Annotated in this window: 8 protein-coding genes and 1 riboswitch; of the genes, 7 read left to right on the top strand and 1 reads right to left on the bottom strand. The window is 53.9% G+C overall.

Going from position 1 to position 17,801, the window contains the following annotated elements:
* Positions 1-117: 117 nt before the first annotated feature.
* From NYE29_RS04865 to NYE29_RS04835, 7 genes are all read left to right on the top strand, one after another.
* Complete coding sequence (locus NYE29_RS04865; RefSeq protein ID WP_038586370.1) at positions 118-1,395, top strand: VWA domain-containing protein; 1,278 nt, start codon at positions 118-120, stop codon at positions 1,393-1,395.
* Between the two features lie 62 nt (positions 1,396-1,457).
* The gene (locus tag NYE29_RS04860) at positions 1,458-2,093 is read left to right on the top strand and encodes a hypothetical protein (protein ID WP_038586373.1); all 636 of its coding nucleotides are present in this window, start codon (positions 1,458-1,460) and stop codon (positions 2,091-2,093) included.
* A 499-nt stretch (positions 2,094-2,592) separates the two neighbouring features.
* Entirely contained in the window at positions 2,593-3,855 is a 1,263-nt protein-coding gene (locus tag NYE29_RS04855; RefSeq protein ID WP_038586374.1) for a hypothetical protein, read from the top strand.
* Positions 3,852-6,992: a GAP1-N2 domain-containing protein gene (locus tag NYE29_RS04850; protein WP_340894652.1), complete on the top strand. Its 3,141-nt coding sequence runs from the start codon at positions 3,852-3,854 to the stop codon at positions 6,990-6,992. Before NYE29_RS04855 ends, NYE29_RS04850 begins: the two co-directional genes overlap by 4 nt.
* A gap of 458 nt (positions 6,993-7,450) precedes the next feature.
* Positions 7,451-7,650, top strand: a riboswitch (cobalamin riboswitch).
* Between the two features lie 654 nt (positions 7,651-8,304).
* Positions 8,305-9,597, top strand: a complete 1,293-nt coding sequence (ltrA, locus tag NYE29_RS04845; protein ID WP_076108940.1) for a group II intron reverse transcriptase/maturase — start codon at positions 8,305-8,307, stop codon at positions 9,595-9,597.
* Positions 9,598-10,205: 608 nt separating this feature from the next.
* On the top strand, positions 10,206-11,528 hold the full coding sequence (gene ltrA, locus NYE29_RS04840; protein ID WP_076108941.1) for a group II intron reverse transcriptase/maturase: 1,323 nt from the start codon (positions 10,206-10,208) through the stop codon (positions 11,526-11,528).
* Between the two features lie 263 nt (positions 11,529-11,791).
* Complete coding sequence (locus NYE29_RS04835; protein ID WP_340894651.1) at positions 11,792-17,038, top strand: DUF4430 domain-containing protein; 5,247 nt, start codon at positions 11,792-11,794, stop codon at positions 17,036-17,038.
* Positions 17,039-17,215: 177 nt separating this feature from the next.
* Here NYE29_RS04835 and NYE29_RS04830 read toward each other — a convergent pair whose 3' ends face one another.
* On the bottom strand, positions 17,216-17,779 hold the full coding sequence (locus NYE29_RS04830) for a hypothetical protein (protein WP_340894650.1): 564 nt from the start codon (positions 17,777-17,779) through the stop codon (positions 17,216-17,218).
* Positions 17,780-17,801 lie beyond the last annotated feature (22 nt).

The following is a 17,801-nucleotide window of genomic DNA, read 5'->3' as shown; positions in this document are numbered from 1 at the left end:
GGGAGTTCCTTCGCCGCCGTTTTTGCCATGGATTAGAATGCCAACAGCATGACCGGCTGGCTGCTCCGGTAATTATAAATATCAAATTTTAGTTGTTCCCGGAAAGGATGAATAACGATGCAGCGAAAAATCAATCTGCTCCTGTTCTTCTTCAGCCTGCTGGGCGGTGGAGTGGCCTTTGTTCTCGGTGAGCTGCTGCTTAGCCGCAGGCCCTATGACCTGCCGTCGATTGTGCTTGTCGGAATCTATTTTGCTATTGTGGCACTTGGGGTTGGGCTTGGCTGTCTGATTGCGGAGATGATCTCTCCAAGGCTGAACGGCTTGTCCTGGAAGCAGCGTTATCTGGGCTTGTCCTGGAAGCTGCTCCCGCTGACGCTCGTTCTGATGCTTGGAGTAGGCGTTTTAACAGAGTTTGTGTACGAGCTGAACTTCGGCGGAATCAAGCCGATCAAAAATGTCGTAATGGTCATTGATGACTCCGGCAGTATGATGCAGAGTGATCCTGACAACAGCCGCTATGCGGCTGCGGATGCGCTGGTGCGGCAAATGGACGAAGATAATCAGGTGGCTGTAGTAACTTTCAGCGACGAGTCTTCGGTTGTTCAGCCGTTGATTTCACTCTCCAGTTCGGCGAACCGCGAGAAAGTATCGGCTGTAATCAGCAGTTTGCAGACGACGGAGGGCGGGACGAATATCAGCGGTGCACTCACAGAAGCTATGAACGTTATTAACAGTGACGACAAAGCCAGCCGCGGAGCAATGGTAATCCTGCTGTCCGACGGGTTCAGTCAGTTCAATACCGCTACGGAACTCAACGAGTACGTGGAGCGCGGCATCGCGGTTAATACTATTGGACTGGCGCTGGACGATACATCAGGCTCCAATTTGCTGCTAGACATCGCTTCCGTCACCGGCGGGCAATACTATGATGTTACAGATGCGAACCGGCTGGGTGATGTGTTCCAGCAAATTTATGACCGCTTGGGAGACCGGACCTTGCTCACTGAGCGCAGTGATGCGACCGCCGACAGTCCGTATTATGCAGTAGTTCGTATTTTGGCGCTTATGCTGATCGGCATAACTCTGGGCGTTGGCCTTGGTATTGTGTTCGATAACCGCCACCTCGCTAAAAGCTTCGGAGTAGGCGGCGCAGTGTCCGGTCTATTCGCCGGTCTGATCCTTGAATTCGGCCTCAGCGGGCATTCTTACTGGGATGCAATCATCCGTCTGATCGCCCTGCTTGTTCTGGCTGCGATTCTCTCCTTGTTCACCTTTGTTGTGCCGGTTGGGGAGGGACGATTATCCCGCAGAGGTGAAAGAAATGCTGCAGCCTCAGCACCGTCATCGGAGGGCTTCCACTCACCGCGCAGAAACAGGGGCAGCAAGGGATTCTAAAAGTATGGACAGCAGATAGTGAACATGCAAAACGATAGGGATAGTGAAAGGAGTTTACAGTCATGAGGTACGCCGAGGCTCATTCCTCCACGCCGGTTATTGCGGATGTGGTCTCCCGGGTGGAGGACCGGTTCTGTACGCTGCGATGGCGCTGGCCGGATGGCGTGCAGGCGGTCTGTATTCACAAGGCGTCTACAGAAGCGCCGGATAGCGGAGAGCTTCCGCCCTCCGGCATGAAGCTGTATACGCGCGAGGAGTACAAAGCGAATAATGGATACCGCGACAGGCTGGATGATATCGGCCAGGTGGTTTATACCATATTTGTCCGGCTCACCGAGAACGGAGAGACCCTGCTGGTGCGCCAGCCGGATGGCGAGAACCGTGCCTTGGTCAGTGCAGGCAAGGCGCGGATTTATTATTCCATCCAGCAGAAAAAAGCACTGTTCGGCAAGCTGAAAACAGTACATATGACGATTTCCGCCGAAGTGCCGGTGCCGAAGGATGTACTGTGCTACGTCAAGAAACGGGGCGGGCATCCGGCTTCTAAAGAGGACGGCATCCTTTTTCCGTTTGTGCAGGATTTCCCCGCCGGGAGAAGCGTCCTTCCGCCGATTGAAATCGGCAAGGAGGATTTTGTACGCATCTTTTTCACGGATGGCCGTAAGTACGGATTGTATTATGAGCTGGTGCCGGAGTAATCCGGTGTTGAGCTTGTAATTATGAGTCCGCAGCTTGCTTGGGTCGTAAGTATCTTGAGGTGTAAGCTTCGTACGTCTGTGGTGCGCGCGTTTGCGGGAATGTAAGTAAGTCTGAATGGCCTGCTTTTTGGAGTCTGAAGTGGCTGGAATTGCATTTCGTGCAACTAAAACGATCGATTTCTTCTACTAAGCAGGTTTAATTGTATTTTGTACATCTATATTTCGGGAAAGCCGATAAAGTATGCCATTCACTCTTCTATAATTGCACAAAGTGCAGGTAAAAGTGGAGCGGTGGGTCTGAGCGTTGATATAGCTGTACAAAGTGCAGTTATCATTAAGCTACATGCGGACGCAGAGCGAGGCAGAGAAGAGTAAAGTAAAGCGAAGCAGTTACAGTAGATTAGACTACAGCAGGTCATAGTAGATCAAATTGTTGGAACTTAGTTTTGTAGGCACTTACTAACAAGTTATGCAGACAGAACTTTTAGGAGGATGAGAGATGTCTTTTTTCAGCCGATTTAAGAAGAAAAATCAGCCGCAGGCGCGGCCGCTTTTTTATGATATTGTCTGTCCGTACTGCTTCACCAAGTTTTCGCCGGAGGACGTTGTTTTTCGGGCCATGCACAGCCGTGAGGATGATGAGAACTATGCGCTCGGCGAAGATGATGCACTGAATAAATACCGTGAGCGTTTCGGCCTCGATACTGTCGATGATATGGAGGCTGTGCTTAATCCGGCTGATATTCCCGAGGAATATCACCACTATACTGATCATGTGCTGACCGGTCTCACCGACCGCTATGGTGTGCTTACGCGCAGACGGCTGTGCCCGTCCTGCCATAATGAGCTCCCTGTGACCGCAGGCAAGGTGCCGAGCAACATTATCTCGATCATCGGCGCTTCCCAGGTCGGGAAGTCGGTGTACATGACCTCGCTGATCCATACGCTGCAGCATACGACGGCTGGGCATTTCGACGCGGCCTGCATGCCATTGAATGCTGAAATCAGCCGCAAGTTCCGCACCCTGTACGAAGAACCGCTGTTTGAGCGCGGTGATTTGCTGGCCTCAACACAGAAGGAGAAGATGCAGGAGCCGTTTATTTTTCAATTTGTGTTCAAGGATGAAGAGAAGCCGCCGCTGACACTGGTGTTCTTCGATGTTGCCGGTGAAGGCATGGTCGATCAGGATTACCTTGGGCTGCACGGCCAGCATATCAAGAACTCCGCGGGAATCCTGTTCATGGTCGATCCGCTGCAGATCCGCTCTATCCGGGAGAAGATCAAGATTAATTACGGCGACCGTCCCGGGGAATGGGTCTCGCAGTATGATGAGCCGCGTGATGTGGTGCTGACGATGTTCGGCGATTTCATCGCCTACCAGGAGAAGAGCAAGACCGATATCCCGACGGCCGTCGTGCTTGCCAAAAGCGACATGCTGCATTCGCTGAAGGATGAAGATGGCGACTACATCAAGTCCAACAGCAATGTATTCAACAACTATGTGCACCGCAACACGCTGAACCTGGATGAATTCCAGAACATCGACGGTGAAATCCGCCGCTTTATCGGCAAGGTAGACCGTCCGTTCAAAGATACGATGGATGTGTATTTTGCCAATACGGGGTATTTTGCCGTCTCCGCGCTGGGCAGCAATCCGGTCAACCAAAAGATAGAGGGTGTCGTCAGCCCGATCCGTGTGGACGAGCCTTTTATCTGGTTGCTGCATAAGCTGAACTATATTGAGGGGAGCGACGGGCCGTGAACAGATTCTCAGGGTCCAGGATCACCCAGCAAATGTATACCCGCGAGCGGCGGGGCGTATACCGGGCAACCGAAGGATTCGATACTGTAGCGAAGTCGGAGAGCCTGGACAATAATTTTGTCAAAAAAATCATTCATCCTTTCTGCCTTTATGATGCCCCGGCTGAGCTGGCGGCGCGCGGCGAAAAAAATGAGGAGCTGTATCCGCCCGCGCTGCATTTATTCCATACGGAAACAAACGACACGGTGATCGGGCAAAGCCGCTACCAGGCGACTGATTTTACCGGACAGCGGAGTGCTTTTTTTGCCCATAACTTTGTAGTGCCTCCGACACGCGCCGAGGAAATTATTCAGAGCTATGGGGATTGGCTGCATGCCGATTTTGCCGGGAGTTATGAAGGAGAGCTTGGAGGAACCTTACCGGAGCTGGCCGATATTCCGGCCCTACAGCGAGAGGGACAGGCTGATCCGCTAACGGTGCTGCGCAGTCTCGGGTTCAGCGAAGCATTGTTCAAGGCGCTGCTGCAGGCGGTCATGATCTCTGTGGCAAGCAAGAAAAAAAGTTATGTTGCCCTCGATGTTCCCATCGCAGAGCTGTCGCAGCGGGCGCTGGAGCTTACGGAGATTATTTACGGGGCTTTGCCGTATGATTTCCGCCGCAGGCTAGGGGTACTCACCTATGCAAACGAGCCAAAAAGCCGCAAATATATCGATCTTACCTTTGTAGAAAAAGGCTCGCTCCGCCCCGGAGACCGCAGTATCGAGAAGGATTTCATCTTTGATCTGGCTTCAGGCCGGACCCTGAATGCCGATTTCGGCGACTCGCAGCAGCCTTATGCCGATCTGGTATGGAAAATGCTGAAGAACAAGGGCAGTTTAGATGACTTTGCCCGGTTTGCCGATTCGCTGCTGCTCGGTGAGCACGTGGACCGCAAGCTGCAGTTGGCGCTCTATAATGAGCTGGCGGTTTTTTATGAGATTGAGCAGGGCAATGAAAGCTTGTACACGGAGAACAAAAATGCTGTGCTCAGCGGCCTGCTGTCCTACCTCAAGCCAGAGGGGGCGCTGGAGTCCCGGGTACGGCTGAACGATATGTTCCTGGAGCGCTTCGACCGTGAGTATGACCTGATCCGCCAAAAGGGGATTCCACAGCCGGAGATTATGGAGCGTTTTATGGAGTATTTTGTGCTGAAGGGCCATAATTACCGGGTCAAAGTGGTCGAGTATTTCATCAACGGCATGCTGAATGCCCGGTCTGCGAGCCGGGAGGATACATTGGCTGCGGCTTACACTATCATTGAGAGCAATGACGAGCTGAGTGCAGCCTTTTTCAAAAGAGTGCTGGCCCAGCCTATTTTCCGCAAGGCACTGCTGGAACCGTATATGGAATCCCGGCTGGCTGCTGCAGCCCAATCGTCTGACATTTTACGGTTTGTCGCCCACTGGGGCCGGTTTCTTCCGGAGGCGCTGCAGCAGTCGTTTGTCCGTGATACAATCAGCGATTATTTGCTGGAGAAGCTGCAGCGTGACAAAGATCCGGTTTCGGCGGTGGCCTCGATTCACGACTCTGTAGAGAAGGCGGAAAAAGAGCGCCGCAGAGGCAGCGGGTTCAACCCTGAGGCGCTTTCGCTGCTGAAGGAGCTGATGGCGGCAGCGGACCGCTTCCTGCTGAACCGTGTATCGCTCAGTGAGCTGACACAGGAGCAGCTGCTGGAGATTTCGTTCCTGCGCTACCGGGATACGGCGGACTGGCAGCCGCCGCTTGATTCCATCAGCAGGCAAAAATCCAATGCGCTGCGCGCTGCCTACCGCTGGTTCGGGGAGGAGAATCCGGATGAGGAACTTTTTGCCGGATTGTCACCAAAGGAGCTGGATGATGTACAGCTGCTCGGACGGCGCTGGCTGAAGGAATCGCGAAGTGTAGAGCCGTTCGAGCGCTTGCCGCTCGCTTTCTATCACAATAGTGACCGCGAGAGCGGCCCGCTGGATTATGACGCGCTGCTGGATCTCGTGAAGCGCAAAGCGGACGGCGACAAAGAAACGGTATACCGTTTCCTGGCCTGGTCACAGAACAACCGGCTGTTCACGGTGTCGAAGAAGAAGCTGTACCCGGGCTACCGCCGGGCGATTCTAAAGTATTTCCTGAACAGCGACCGTGAAGCCTTCAAAAGCAGGGACTTCCGCAAAAGCTATGTCTCCGCTGCCGGGCCTGCTCTGCAAAATGTATATAACGAAGCCCGCTCCCAGCTGGCTTCGCCGCTGGCGCGGTGGGTTAGCCGCAGCCGATTTCAACTCCTGATCTCCGGCTCCATTCTGGGGATCGTACTGATTGGCGTCATTATCGCCATCAGCCTGCTGCGGCCGGACAGCCCGGACACGGCTCTGCCGGAGGGCAGCCCAGCACCGGACGGCGGCCAGCCGCCTGCTGCCGTGTATCTTAGCGGCAGCGGAGAAGGCACGGGCAGCAGGCTGGTGTTCACCTTTGCTGACGCTGAAGAATGCACCGCCTTTACTCCGGCGGAGATCAGTGTAGCAGCCTCCGGTGGGGATCCGGAGGTTTACAAGGTCACGGCGACGTCGAGCCGATGCCTGACTCCGTCGCCGGATGCGGGAGCCGCCGGCTTGAACGGCAGCAGTGGAACGGCAACGCCGGATGCGTCAGCCGGAACAGAAGCCGGCGCGACGGGTAACGCGAACGCCGGTACGGAAGTTGACGCGACCGGTAACGCGGACGCCGGCGCGACGGGTAACGCGGACGCCGGAACGGAAGTCGACGCAACGGGGAACGCGAACACCGGAACGGAAGCCGGCGCGACAGGGAACGCGGACGCCGGAACAGAAGCCGGCGCGACAGGGAACGCGGACGCTGGAGCAGAAGCCGGCGCGTCCCCGGCTGTGTCATCCGCGCCTTCGCCGGGCGTGACCGGGGGAGCTTCGTACCAAGTCACTGTGGATCTGGAACCGGGGGCTAAGCTGGCCGAGGGCAACATGATCATCGCAGGCGATTACAAGCTGACTCTGCAGTCGGATCCAGCACTTACGGCAGCCCCTACACCGAGTGCCCAGCCTACTGCAACTGCAACTGCGACTCCAACGCCTACGGATGATGGCGGAACAGCAACCGATGCTCCTGAGTAAAGCGATATAAACAGACAAAAATCCTGAACCGCATGTTTTGCCCGGAAAGAGCAGGGCAGATGCGCGTTCAGGATTTTTTTCTTTACACTAAACTCCGGTGTTGGTTATTGCGGATTATACCCAGTAAAGGGAATATTTCCCTTTAATGTGGACTATAGATTGAGAATAAGTTGTATAAGACGAAATATTACCGCTAAATTATCCGGTTGAGCCACATGACGTGTTTTGCGAAATAATAGCGGGTGTAAATCCGCCTAATCCTTATTAATGTGGGAGTAGCTAAAACTTAGCGGGCATTTTTTCTGCTACTAATGATGAACTGCGTGCAGACAGGTTGGGAGCAACGAAGAGTGTGTTTGATGCTTTCGAAAAGGGATCAGCCGGCAACGGGCGGCATTGGAACAGCTTTTCTATAGACATACAAGGGAATAGTGGATATGATTATGAATATTAAAATTTGATAGTCTAGTGAAAAGGGTGCAGATTCTATCCATAGAATTTGCTTAAAAGGGAAGGCCGGTGCAAGTCCGGCGCGGTCCCGCCACTGTAAATGCGGAGCGACTCTTAAGGGTGCCACTGTCCTGTGAAGCAAGGACGGGAAGGCGGAGGGAAGCGGTGAAGCATAAGCCAGGAGACCTGCCTTTTTCTTGAACGTTTCTATTCTTCGTGGGGTAAGAATGCGGAACATTACAAATGGATGTGGTGGCGGAGCTTGAGCACCGCCGTGCTTCATTTGTATTCTTCCGAGGCCGCCCTTAGCAGGGGCGGTTTTTTTGAGGGATGGCGTGCCCAGAAGCACGCATGATCTAGTTGGTGAAAGTCCAACCCAAGGAGGGACCAAGCCACCTTGGTAGCTAGGATGCTTGCATATGGCGAAATCTGTGTGTAAAAGCGCATCGACAAAAGTCCGGTCAGAGGCAGGGCGAGCAACACCCCAGGCCGCAACATCAAGTGAATCCTGCCGCGTCGTCAAAAAGGCCCTGCAAAGGGGAAGAGAGGGAGCCGAGTCTCGTGTCTTTGGACGAAGGCCAAGGAAGCTGTACAGAACTTGGAGCAGCAGCGAAGAACCCTCCGGCGTATAGGGAACGGCATGGGCTGAAAGATCGTGCAGTGAACTGGGGAGACCCTCCCCTGCACGGGATTTTTTTTTAGGAAACCGTAAAGAGGCATTCTATAAGTCCAAAAGACGAAGTGAATCGTCTGCAGGAAGGGAGTCCGAGGGGCTCATAGTACCGAAGAACCTAAGGACAACATAACCTTAGGGAGGGAAGGAGCCCTGCTTTGTTTATGCTTTTGGAGGAGGTACGAGTGAGTGAATGCCAAACGGCTAACGACACCCAAGGAAAAAGTTCAAGAACTCCAAGAAAAGCTAGGTCATGCGGCCAAGGAGAACAACAAGCGTAAATTCCATGCACTATATGACAAAGTCTACCGGTGGGACATCCTGTGTGAAGCGTGGAAACGAGTAAAAGCCAACAAGGGAGCCGCAGGAGTAGATGCCGTGACGCTAGCAGATATCGAGGAACAAGGAGAAACGAGATTCCTCAAGGACTGTGAGCGAGAATTGAAAGAAGGCACCTACCACCCGCAGCCCGTACGGCGACACTATATCCCGAAGAAGGATGGGAAGCCAAGGCCGCTGGGCATACCCACCGTGCGCGACCGAGTCCTACAGATGGCAACGAAACTCGTGATTGAACCCATCTTTGAAGCGGATTTTGAGGAAGTATCCTTCGGATTTCGCCCGAAGCGAAGTGCAAAAGGAGCGCTGGAACGAATCCGGAAAGCCTGCAACCGCAAAGGAAATTGGGTAGTCGATGTGGATATCCAAGGCTATTTCGACAATATTAATCAAGAGAAGCTTATGAAATTAGTACAGATGCGTATCAATGACAGGCGGACCCTGAAGTTAATACGGAAGTGGCTTCAGGCGGGAGTCATGGAAGAAGGAACCGTAAGGCGTTCCGATTTAGGAACACCGCAGGGTGGAGTCATTTCACCGCTTTTGGCGAATATCTATCTGAACTATTTCGACCGACTGTGGGAGAAACACGGGAGCGGAATAGGTGAACTCACGAGGTATGCAGATGATCTTGTGGTGGTCTGCAAAACCAAGAAGGACGCCGACCATGCGTATGAACTTATACGTAAAATTATGGAGCGTCTGGAGTTGACCCTACACCCGACCAAAACCCGCATTGTAGGACTGTGGACAGGAGACGAAGGATTCGACTTCTTAGGGATGCATCACCGGAAAACCAAAGCAGAAACCTCCCAAGGCAAGGTGTACACCACCACGCAGCAGTGGCTAACGAAAAAGGCGGAGGAGCGTATTCGAGGGGTAGTCAAGGAAAGACTGTCACCACCCAGCATGCGTTCGAGATCGTTCGCGGAACATGTAGAATGGCTCAATCCAAAGATTCAAGGATGGAGAAACTATTACTACACGAACTACAGTCAAAAGAGGTTAGCCAAGTTGGATTGGTATACTTTGCAGCGATTAAACCGGTGGTACGCCAAGAAAAGACAACGCAGAAGATGGAGGGGATCACGGTCGGAGGTCAAATACTTAGCCATGCAATATGGACTAAAAACGCTGTTGTAACCTGCATGCCCATGAATGACGAACATCGGAAAGCCGTATGAGGGAAAACCTCACGTACGGTTTGATGAGGATTGCGCCTTGCAAGTTCAAGAAACACGTATCGCCTGAAATGGTGATCAGGACAAAGCCTAGCCAGCAGTCCTGTACCGAGTCTTGCGTGGTGCATGGTAACATGTACGGCGAAGCGTAGACAGGGAGACAGTAGGCCGGAATCAAGTGAAGAGGATAATTAGCCCCGAAATCAAACGTGGTTGAAGCAGCCGATCCTATTTCTCTGTGGAGAAGGCAGAACCGGCATCATCGATAGGGCAAGAGGGTGACCGGGGCTTCCGGGGTTCGTACCTACAGCATGCTGTCCAAGGGTTTCTTGGGAACAAGGGAGATCCGGCAGTTCCAATTTTTTTTTTTTTTGGTAGAGCCGAACAAGCCTACAAAGCAAGGGAGGCTCAAAGACTTGCCGGAAGTCTTACTGACGGATAGTACTCCGAGGCAGGGAGAGCCTGCTACATGGGGAAGCGGTCAGCAGAAATGGAATCTTTCTAAGGCAACATGGGCTCCATACAACGGGAGGACACAGGCCTTCATACAACGGAAGGAAGAACCTAGCCATGACAACAGGATTGGAAAGAATAGCAGCAAAAGCACGAGAAGATACGAAACTTCAGTTCACTTCGCTTACCCACCACATCTCTAAAGAACGGCTACAAGACTGTCTGCAGCATATTCCCAGACGAACGGCTCCCGGTGTGGATGGGGTTACCCGAGACGAGGCTGTGAAAAGCTTCGAGGTGTGGGCAGAAGAAATGCTCACGTCCATACACCGGAAAGGCTACCAACCGCCAGCCGTAAGAAGAGTCTGGATACCGAAGCCTGGAAAGAAGGAGAAACGTCCGTTAGGTGTCCCGGCCGTGGCAGACCGAGCTTTACAACGGTGCACAGCAGAGATACTAACCGCTATCTATGAGCAAGATTTTCTAAATTGTTCATTTGGAGGCAGACCGGGCAGAGGGCAGCACAACGCGTTAGCAACACTGAATGAGATCATAGCCGGAGAAAAGGTGGGTTGGGTATTCGAAGCCGATTTAAAGAATTTCTTCGGCAGCCTGGATCATGAGTGGATGATGAAATTTGTGGAACATCGCATGGGTGATCCGCGAATCCTCCGGCTGATCCAGCGCTGGCTCAAAGTTGGCGTATTGGAAGACGGGAAAGTCCACGCCAGTGAAGAAGGTACGCCGCAGGGCGGCTCCATTAGTGTGCTTTTAAGCAATGTGTACCTGCACTATGTGCTGGACTTATGGTTTGAGAAGGCAGTTAAGCCGCGGCTTAGAGGCGAAGCCTATCTAATTCGGTATATCGACGACTTTATCGTATGTTTTCAATACCGAAGCGACGCCATCCGTTTTCAGGAAGCGCTGGTAAATCGGCTTCATAAGTTCAAGCTGGAGTTGGAACCGAGCAAAACCAGATTAATCGAGTTTGGGAGATTTGCGAGCAAACATAGCCAAAGAAAAGGGAAGAAGAAGCCGGATACGCTCTACTTTCTAGGGTTTACGCATTACTGTACGCGAAACCGGCAAGGGAATTTCATGGTGGGCAGAAAGACAGAGAAGAAGCGACTGAAGCGAAGTATGGGAAACGTGCAGGAAACCATGAGAAGAATGCAGCATGAACCGCTGGAGGTACAGGCAAAGAAGATTAACCAAATGTTGCAAGGACATTACGCTTACTATGGAATGGCAGGCAACATGAGGTGTCTGAGTAAAGTGTACGCCACAGCCGTCACCTATTGGCGGAAGGTACTCAGTAGACGAAGCCGGAAGAGCTACGTGACTTGGAAGGAATACCAGCGACTACGTTCATTGTTTCCACTGATGCGACCGAAAATCTTCATCCCATATCAACGGTTGAAGACATACGCGATGCTGTAAAACCAGTTCTGAAGAGCCCGGTGCGGGAAATCCGCACGCCGGGTTCTGTGGGGGTTCGGGTCACCAGTTGGGTGGCCCTTCTACCCGGAGGGGCTGGTTTTGAACCCAGCCCTTTACTCTAGAGGATGAAGTATAAGCCGGGTGCTGTATTCTACCCTCCTCTCTCGCAGAAACGGCCCCGTCCTTTTGAAAGGGAGAGCACAGCCGTTTCTTCTTGTTGTCCGCTGCGCTTCAACTATTTTATTCACGGAAAGAGGTTAATGATGAAGACTCTTCTCTCTGCCAAGTCCTTTATGCTTGGCCTGGCTTTATTGCTGGTTATTTCGATTCTGGGAACAGCGCTTGTTCCTTCAGGACAAGTGTTTGCCGGGGCGGTTGCCGCTACCGCGTCCGGGGGAACGGAAAGTGTTACGGCTGCTGTGTATGCAGCAGACGAGTCTGGCGCAGAGCCGGCTGCAGCTGCATTAACAGCGAAGCAGCAGATTACCGTTGCCGGAGCGACCTATGCGGCTGCCGAGTATATGCTCAGCAGCGGTGTGACGTCAGAATGGCAGGCGGTTGGCCTCGCACAGGCGGGCTACAAAGTACCGGAAAGTTATGTCCGGCTGCTGGAGCAAAAAGTGCGGACGGCCAACGGCAGCTTTGCTGCAGTCACTGATTATGCACGGATTGTGCTCGCGGTACAAGCCGTGGGGGCTGATCCGGCAAATTTTGCCGGAAACGGCTCTGAGCCGGGTTTTAATCTGGTTGAGCGTATCTATAACAGTGACAAAATGAGCGGCCAGACGCTGAACAATCCGGTCTATGCGCTGCTGGCACTGGATTCAGGCAATTATACTATTGGGGCGGATGCCAAATGGAGCAAAGCGGCGCTGCTGAGCGAGATCCTGTCCAAGCAAAATGCAGACGGCGGGTTCGCCTTGACTTCCGGGGCAAGCGAGCCGGATATGACGGCGATGGCTTTGACGGCTCTTGCTGCGCATAAGAGTGATCCGGTGGTTGCAACTGCCGGGCAAAAAGCAGTAGCCTGGCTGTCTGCTGCGCAGGACAGCAACGGTGGCTTTGGAGGCAGCAGCGAAAGCGCGGCACAGGTCATTATCGGCCTTGCCTCCTTCGGGGTAGACCCGGAAGGAGCAGAATTCACCAAGGGTGAAGCAGATCTGATAAGCAGACTGCTCAGCTTCAGCGTAGAGGGCGGCGGGTTTGCCCATAATCAGGGCGGAAATGTAAATGCTTTTGCTACAGAGCAGGGGCTGCAGGCGCTGGTGGCCTACACCCTGTACAGCGGGGGCGGAAACGGCAAGCTGTATGACTTCACTAAGCCTGCGGTTCCGAATCCGTTAGTGTATGTTCCCCTTGTAATTGAAGGGCCGCAGAACACGCTGGGAGAAGGGATGGCATACGCAGGTAATGTCCTCGAGGTGCTGGAGAAAGTGGCAGCCCAGAAGGGCCTTCCGATTAAGAATGAATCGGGCAGCTATGTGACGGGAATCGGCGGTATCCAAGCCGGAATCTACGGCGGCTGGGATGGCTGGAAATATGCTGTGTCCCGGGACGGGGCATGGATTGATCCTGATGTAGGAATGAAGGACTTTAAACTTAAGGAAGCAGACCGGGTCCTCGTTTATTATGCGGGCAACGATACGCAGCTGGTGAATTCACTGACGCTGTCCGCGTCGCAGCCGGGTGAGGAGGAGCCTTTCTCAGTCACGGTTACCCAGATAAAATGGGTATGGGACAATGCCACAAATATTTCGAGTCCTGTAACCTCAAGTGCATCTGGTGTGGAAGTGGCGGTCGGAGACCGGAAGGCAACAACCGGTGAAGACGGCAAAGCGGTCTTTGCCGAAGGTGTTCCGGCAGGAGACTATACGCTAACCGTAACCGGCTATGTTGCGGACAATGCACCAACTATCGCTAAATATTCGCAAGCTGTAAAGGTAATCTCCAAGAATGTACCAGTCCATCTGTCGGTTGAAGGACCTGAGGGGCCGGTCGCTGAGGGAGCGCTGCAAGCATCCAACGCGCTGGCAGCATTGAAGAAGCTTACGGCATCCGGAAATATTCCGCTGGAGATTACGGAGTCCTCCTACGGCAGTTATGTGTCGGGCATTAATGGGATTAAGAACGGAACTCATGACGGCTATTGGAACTTCCTGGTGTCGCGCGGCGGGAAATGGATCTACCCAAGCGAAGGTATGGGTGATTTCAAACTGCAGGCGCAGGACAAGGTGCTTGTCTATTTTGCCGGTGCCAACACGAAGGTAGTAAATTCAGTTGTAGTATCTCCACCGCAGCCAAAACCGGGAGAAACGTTTAAAGTGACCGTTACCGGGGTGGAGTGGGTATGGAATAACACGACATTTGCTTCCGAACCGGTTGTTTCACCGGCAGCCGGAGTGAAGGTAACCATTGGCGGTAAAACAGTCACTACGGACAGCCAAGGCGTTGCAGTTTTTGAAGGAGGCTTGTCCGGCAAAATATACACGCTGGCCGTAACCGGTTATGTTGCGGAAGCCACACCAAATATTGCCCGCTATACGGATTCGCTGAAGGTAGCTCCGGGCAATGTAACCTCCTATCTGTCCATTGAAGGGCCACAGGGTCCGGTAGCTGAAGGCACGCTGGAAGCATACAACGCGTTTGATGCGCTGCAGCAGCTGGCAGATGCGAACAACATTCCGCTAAAGGTTACGGAATCTTCCTTCGGCATCTTTGTAGGGGGCATTAATGGAATCGAGAACGGAGCCTATAACAATCAGAGTTACTGGGCCTTTGCCGTATTGCGCGGCGGGGCGTGGATTTATCCGGATGTGGGCTTAAATGATTACATTCTGCAGACTTCCGACAAAGTGCTTGTCTACTATGCCGGAGAAAATACGCAGGTAGTAGATTCGGTACAGATTTCGCCTGCGCAGCCGAAGCAGGGTGAGGCATTCACCGCTAAGGTTACGCAGAAGAAATGGGTCTGGAATAATGACACGTATACTTCTGATCCGGTGACTTCACCGGCTGCGGGAGTGCAGGTCACTGTTGGCGATAAAACCATCGCTGCTAATGAGCAAGGGCTTGCAACCTTTGAGGGAGGCCTGCCTGCCAAAACATACACGCTGGCCGTGACCGGTTATGTCGAAGGCGGGACGCCTAAGATTGCCCGCTACACGCAGCCGCTGACCGTTACAGCTTCGGTAGAAGTGCCTGAGACGGCATCGGCCACGCTCACAGTCATTGGAGACACTACTAAGGGAACCATTCTGGCTGGTACCAAGATGACGCTGAACGAGGGAGAGACTGCATACAGCCTGCTGATCCGCCAGCTTGGAAGCAAGGTTGTCAGCGGCGGAAGCGGAGACAGTGTATACATTAAAGCGATTGATGGCTTGGCAGAAAGAGACCGCGGTGAGAAAAGCGGCTGGATGTACTCCGTAAACGGTGTCTACCCGGATTACAGTTCCGGAAGTTATAAGCTGAGCAGCGGAGATGCCGTAGCCTGGCGTTATACGCTTAATGGCGGAGATGATCTGAAGGGATCGGCTGGAGGTTCCTCCGGCACTGGAGGTGCAGCAGCAGGTACGGGCGGCAGCACGGTGAATGTGGACATCACCCCGGATAATACCCTTCCGCTGAATCAAGTAGGACAGACGACAGCTGTTTCGAACCTGAGCACTAAAATGACTCCAGCAGCAGCGGCTGCCCTTAGGCAGAAGCTGGCGGCAAACGTGGCTGTCTTCGAGCAGGAGGTCACTCCGGGTGCGGCGGCAACCTTGCAGGACAGCGGCGGTGAAGTGAAGCTGCAGCTGCCAGCCGGTTCCGTGTCCGGCAATGTGAAGATCAGCGTACGCGAGACTAATTCAGAACGCGCTGAGCTGGTATCGGGACTTTATGATTTCAAACCGGATGGTACGAAATTTGTGAAGCCGGCAGATCTCTCGATTACAGTTCCGGTTACGGCGGTAAACCCTGCCAATCTGGCTTTGGCATGGCTTGACGAAAGCACCGGCCGCTGGATTCCGGTTCCCGCTGCGCTGGATGCGCAAAGTGGGGTGATCACCGGAAAGGTCAGTCACTTCACGGCCTTTGCCGTAGTGGACCGCAGTAAATGGGAGCCGCAGCCGCAGCAGCTGAAGAGCGATATTGCAGCTACTGCCAAGGCAATCACGGCAGCCGAAGAGATCAGCGATTGGCAGGCGATTGGACTCGCCCGTTCCGGCCACACAGTACCGGCCGCTTATTTGAACGGAGTGAAGGAGCAGCTTGCCGCGAATAAAGGGGAGTTCCGCAAGGTTACGGATTATGAACGTTTGGCGCTGGCTGTTGCCGCTGCCGGCGGTGATCCGCAGAATATTGGCGGGTATAATCTGATTGAGAAAATTTATAACAATGACCATATGGTAAGCCAGGGCAGCAACGGCCTCATTTTTGCCCTGATTGCGCTGGACAGCGGTTCTTATACTGTACCTGCGAATGCGCAGTGGACTAAGGAACGGCTGATCAAGTCCATCCTGGAACTGCAAAGCAAAGACGGCGGATTCCCGCTGACAGCTGGCAGCACCGATGATGTGGACATTACCGCTATGGCGGTTACTGCACTCTCATCCCATAATGACCAGGCGGAAGTAAAAGCGGCTGCGGATAAAGCGATCGGCTGGCTGTCACAGCAGCAGCTTGAAGGCGGCGGCTTCAAGCTCTCGGGAGCAGAAAACAGCGAGAGCACGTCACAGGTCATCATTGCCCTGAGTGCTGCCGGAGTTGGTCCTAATGACTCCAGATTTATTAAAGCTAAGGGCGGACTTCTCAGCCATCTGGCTTCGTTCAGACAAAGCACTGGCGGCTATGCTCATTCGGCTGGGCAGCCTGAGAACAGCCTGGCTACCGAACAGGCATTACTGGCACTGGCTGCGTACAACCGGTTCCTGGCCGGAGAGGCGAAGCTGTTCAGCATCTCGCCAGCCGATTCCGGCAGTGTGTCCTTTGCCGATGAGGGCAAAATTTCAGCCTGGGCGCTGGACTCCGTTCACAAGGCCTATGAGCAAAAGCTGATGGAAGGCGTCAGCGGATCAAGCCTGATTTTTGCACCGAAGCAGAATATTACCCGTGCTGAATTCGCTGCGCTGCTGCTGAGACTGACAGATCAGACACCTGCTGCAGCTTCGGCTGCACCAGTATTCAGCGACGTAAAAGCCGGCACATGGTATTATGGAGCTGTGCTTAAAGCGAAAGAGCTCGGATGGGTAGGCGGAGTTACGGATACAACCTTTAATCCGAATGGCTGGATTACCCGCGAGGATATGGCTGTGATGATTTCCAGAGCGTTCAAGCTGGAGAACGGTTCTGCGGCTTCGGCGCAGACTGCGAAGTTCACAGACGAGCGCCGGATCAGCAGCTATGCGCTGTCAGCGGTCCATTCGGTAACGGAGTCCGGTTATATGACCGGCTTCAATGGAGGATTTGACCCATCAAGTGCCGTAACCAGAGAAATGGCGGCGGTCGTAGCCGTAAGATTGCCTTAAGTGTAATCCATCTTTAAGAAGGCGATTGAGCGGAGTAACAGGTTCATCGGACTGAAGCTTCAAAAGAAAACATAGAGTATAGGAACGGAACGGGGGAGCAGCAGGACAGCCTCCGTTCCTTTCCCTTTTTTCGGAGGTGTGAAAATTAATGTCCAAGCAATCCAAACGATGGTTGTTTTATCCCTTGCTTCTTCTCTTGGCGGCGTTGCTACTGGCCGGCTGTTCTTCCGGCGAGCGGCAGTCTGCCGGTTCTGATCTGAACAGTGCAGCAAATACCACCGCTACACAAAGCCCCGCCCCTGATAACGCTGCGTCTCCGCAAACCGGAGGCGCAGCGAACACGGCCCCGCCGTCAGAACCGGCGGGCAGCACCGCTTCGCCTTCTGCGAAGGCGTCGGCGGCTCTTGAAGGGGCGGCGGCATCTACGCCGCCTGACACCGCTGCAGGCACGGTGACAAGTCCCGTGCCTGCAGGAACTACGGCGCCGGCTGCGCATAGCCCGGCAGCCGGCACCGCCGGAGCAGCCGCCGCGAAGGCGTCGGCGGCATCCGGCGCAGCAGGCGGCGCCAGTGCGGGCCCGGCAGAGTCCTCTGCCAAGCCCGCAGCCACCGCGCGTCCATCTGCCGGCGCGAATAAGCCGGCAGCCACCGCGCGTCCAGCGGCTGCCGTTACGCAGCCGCCGTCCGAAGCGGCAGCGCCTGCGAAGCCCGCCGCTGCGGAGAGCACAGCTACCGTCTCCATCACAGGGGATGAGGAGTACGGC

Origin of the sequence: Paenibacillus sp. FSL M7-1046 (genome assembly GCF_038007405.1) — a bacterium.
In the GTDB taxonomy this organism is placed as follows: domain Bacteria; phylum Bacillota; class Bacilli; order Paenibacillales; family Paenibacillaceae; genus Paenibacillus_AQ.
The sequence above is the reverse complement of the archived record's forward strand: the minus strand, read 5'-3'. Positions and strand labels throughout refer to the sequence as shown.

What these genes read in the sequence shown, in the direction of transcription:
- NYE29_RS04865 (WP_038586370.1), top strand. Translation starts at nt 118, where the DNA reads ATGCAGCGAAAAATCAATCTGCTCCTGTTCTTCTTCAGCCTGCTGGGC.
- ltrA (WP_076108941.1), top strand. Translation starts at nt 10,206, where the DNA reads ATGACAACAGGATTGGAAAGAATAGCAGCAAAAGCACGAGAAGATACG.
- NYE29_RS04835 (WP_340894651.1), top strand. Translation starts at nt 11,792, where the DNA reads ATGAAGACTCTTCTCTCTGCCAAGTCCTTTATGCTTGGCCTGGCTTTA.
- NYE29_RS04860 (WP_038586373.1), top strand. Translation starts at nt 1,458, where the DNA reads ATGAGGTACGCCGAGGCTCATTCCTCCACGCCGGTTATTGCGGATGTG.
- NYE29_RS04830 (WP_340894650.1), bottom strand. Translation starts at nt 17,779, where the DNA reads ATGGAGACGGTAGCTGTGCTCTCCGCAGCGGCGGGCTTCGCAGGCGCT.
- NYE29_RS04855 (WP_038586374.1), top strand. Translation starts at nt 2,593, where the DNA reads ATGTCTTTTTTCAGCCGATTTAAGAAGAAAAATCAGCCGCAGGCGCGG.